The 3,324-nt window shown below is 59.6% G+C and carries 2 protein-coding genes; both read right to left on the bottom strand.

Annotation, left to right across the window (positions count from 1 at the left end; genetic code table 11):
* Positions 1-393 precede the first annotated feature (393 nt).
* Positions 394-681 (bottom strand): barstar family protein, encoded by a 288-nt coding sequence (locus NFX52_RS29545; RefSeq protein WP_082437703.1) that lies wholly within the window; start codon positions 679-681, stop codon positions 394-396.
* Between the two features lie 8 nt (positions 682-689).
* A partial coding sequence (locus NFX52_RS29540; RefSeq protein WP_252635967.1) for a ribonuclease domain-containing protein occupies positions 690-3,324 on the bottom strand: 2,635 nt, incomplete at its 5' end.

Here is a 3,324-nt window from a genome sequence, read left to right as displayed (position 1 = left end):
ACTCGCGCTTGCGGGTGCGCTTGGTGGTATTGCTCAGGCCCAGGCTGCTTTGCTTCATGGCCTTATTGTCTCGGCTTCAAGCCTTCGTAAGCACATTACGCAGGGATTTGTGCAGAGGGTCCCTAGGACTTTTCCAACAACCACTACGTTGCTTGTAATCGGATTGAAGTGAAATGTTGACCCTGGGACGTACTGATATGTTCCATGATAATAGATTCCTCCATTACCAATGGTGCGCTTCAATCGCGGACTGGTATTGCGACAGGTTTTCTGTATATTTCTTTGTGATCGATAGCCCAAAGCCATCCGCGCCCTTGAATTTCTTATCAAGCTGGGAGCTCAAGAACGTCGCGTTTACCTCCGCCTCGGTCTTGACTCCTTCATTCGCAACACCTATTCAAGGGCAAAAGAAAACCTGTCTGCCCAACCAAATTTCTCATCCTGCAACTCAACTCGTCGAAGCACATCAACAATTGCATCAAAGTCAGCCCCTAACGCCTGTTTTGACTTATCAGACCGCTTCCAAGTCAGCGTCACGGGCCTTTCAATACTAGCGCTCAAAACATCCCATAACGCGTGAAGATTTTCACCATAAAAACTTTCAATTCCAAGCGCAGACGCAAATGCGCGGTGAAAATCACTCGCCGTTTCAAGCGCATCACCATCAATGAGTATTTCCATGCTTTCCCCTATTTTTTCCAAGAACCGATTGGCGTAACCGTTTTATAGTGGTTAGTTGTTATGTACAGAAGACCATCATTGGAATAAAGCAACCGTGTACCAAGTTGATTGCTTCTGGACATGGTATTACTCATTCCAATATCCACTTCCTGCCAAGTCCTGTTTGCAGCTTGCGGTAGCCCGTTGACAGGTGGAACGTTATTGAAGACATCACCACCCAATTGTCCACCCGGCACAAAGTTGTTTAACGCCTTGCCCGGTTGCCATCCTTGTTGAGCTGCTTGCGCTTTATCGACGTAGTTTGGAGGCAATTTCCCAGTAGTCTGGAGGCTTTCGACTACCTCGTTTGCAGCCTGGGTCGTCTTTAGATCCAACTTCAAGCCAGCATAGGTCGCAGCGTTTGCAGTACCTCCCGCTGTCGCTGTCCCTCCATTGGCCCCATTGGTCGAAACACCACCCACACCCGACCCAGCCGCAGGCACAGCCCCATCCGGCTTCGTGCCCGCAGCCTCGACCACATTGTCAACGCTGCCACCCAGCCTGTTTCCAATACCCCGGCCCAGCGCACCGCCTATCGCCACCCCTGTCTGTGCATGCAGCCCTTCTTCCGTTGCAAAGCCGGTGATGTCATTCATCACCTCTTGCCCCCATCCGCCGCCTGCAGCTGCGTCCAACGCTGCGGCTCGGGTCCACAGGCCGTTGTAGATGCTGTCCCGCCGGAAGTCCTCTCCCACGCTCGCTCGGTACTGCGCGGCGGCGTCCCGGTACTCCTGGGCGCTGTAGCTGTCAACGGGGCTGTGGGACATCTCCACCAGTTCCGTGAAGCTGTACTGTGGTGGTTGTACCTCTGTGCTGTTGCGATACTCGATCTCTTGTCTGCGAAAGTCCTCTGGCAGCATGGGCTGCGCAGTCTCCCGCACCTCGGTCTCTGGCAGCATGGGCTCGCCCTGGTTGCCTTGTGCCAGCGTGCTGGTGGTGCCGTCAGCCCAGATCAGTTGGGCGGGCTCGATGTAAGCGCCACTGTCATCAAAGTAACCCGCATCACCCACTGTGCCGATGGGGGCTGACGCGACCTGGATGCCTTGCGACGGTGGCAATATGGCCGGGTTGGCAAATGCCTCTACCCACTGCGCCGTCTGCGCATCCACCTCACTGGCCCCCAGGTTCCTCACCCAGTCGCTGGAGGGCCTGTCTCCCGGCTGTGCAGCTTGTCCCGGTTGTCCCTCATTCCCTACCTGGCCCTGTTCCTGCCCCTTTCCTTGCGCCCCCTGGAGCCCGTCGCCCAGCACTCCGCTCAGAAACTCGCCCGCAAACCCCGCCGCCGGGTCGTTGGTGCCCGCGATCTTCAAGGCGCTGCTGGCGGCTTTGCTCAGGAGCTTGAGCACGCTGGCCTGCTCGGGGCTGATGTCCTTGAGCTCTCCGATCTGCTGATTCAGATGGTCTCCCACCCCTTGCGCGATGCTGGCCAGCGCGCTGTTCATGAAGCCGTCTTTGAATTTGCCGCCCGTGGCTTCTTGCAGTAGGCCTGTGAGGCCCGCCTTGCCCAGATGGGCCAGGCTGCTCTTGGCCAGGTCGGCGCTGCCCAGCATGTCCTTCAGGCCTGTGTATTGCATGACGCTGCCTGCAATGCCCCCCGTCAAGGCCGATCGCAGCAGGTTGCCGAAGTCGATTCCGCCAGTCATCACCGTCTGGGAGATCGCGCTGCCCATGGCCCCCATGGCAGCGCCTTGAACGAAGGTGCCTGCCCCTGCCTGTGACAGCAGGGTGCCCACAGGCGGCAAGGCCACCATGCACATCAGTGCGCTGAATGCGACGGGCAGGACTTTGTCCAGAAAGCCCGTCGGGGCCTGGATGTTGTCTGCGCTGGTGCTCCAGCCGTTGACGGGGTCAAACCACAGGTATTCCTTGTTGATGAGGTCTGCGCTGTGCTCTGGGCTGAGTTGGGTGTAGTCCCGCAGCAGGCAGGCGTCAGGCAGGCTGGGGTCGCTGCCGTAGGGCTGGCCTTTTGCCAGCCTGAAGGGGCCTAGTGTGTGGTAGCTGGGTTCGCTGTGGGCGTCACCTTCCCTGCCCTCGTGAAACACCAGGGGGTCTTGGCCATGCATGTCGGCAAAGACCCGTTGGGCCAGGCTGTCGCCTTGGGCGTAGTGCCGCGAGAACGCTGCGGGGTCGAGTTTCCAGTACCCGGGCTCGGCGGTCTCGCCTTGCCCGGTGCCAGGGACCCATTGACTGCCCGGGGTGTCGGGGCCGGGGCTCTGGGTGGCTTGGTCGAGTGCGTGCAGGTATTCGTTGCGCACGCCATCCTGGGCTTCTTGCAGTTGGGTCAGGCGCGCGCCCAGGTCGGGGCCAAAGCGCGCGAGGATGCCTTGGCCGACGTTGGTGTCGGTGTTCAGGGGGCGCAGGGGCGGGCCGTACTGGGCAATGATGTCCTGGTTGGCGGGCTCGGCCAGCAGCAGTTCCAGGGCAGCGATCTCGGTGGGGCTGGCGTTGGGGGCTGTGGCGCTAGCCGGGGCGGCGCTGCCTGTTTGCGGCGGCAGGTTCAGGCCTGCTGCGTTCTCCGGGGTGAGGAGCAGGGGCTTGGTGCTCACCAGGTCGATGCCCAAGCCCGCAGCATTCTCTGGAGTGACCGTGAGGGGCTTGGTGTGT

The sequence above is a fragment of the Acidovorax facilis genome (genome assembly GCF_023913775.1).
Taxonomy (GTDB): Bacteria; Pseudomonadota; Gammaproteobacteria; order Burkholderiales; family Burkholderiaceae_C; genus Acidovorax; species Acidovorax facilis.
The sequence above is the reverse complement of the archived record's forward strand: the minus strand, read 5'-3'. Positions and strand labels throughout refer to the sequence as shown.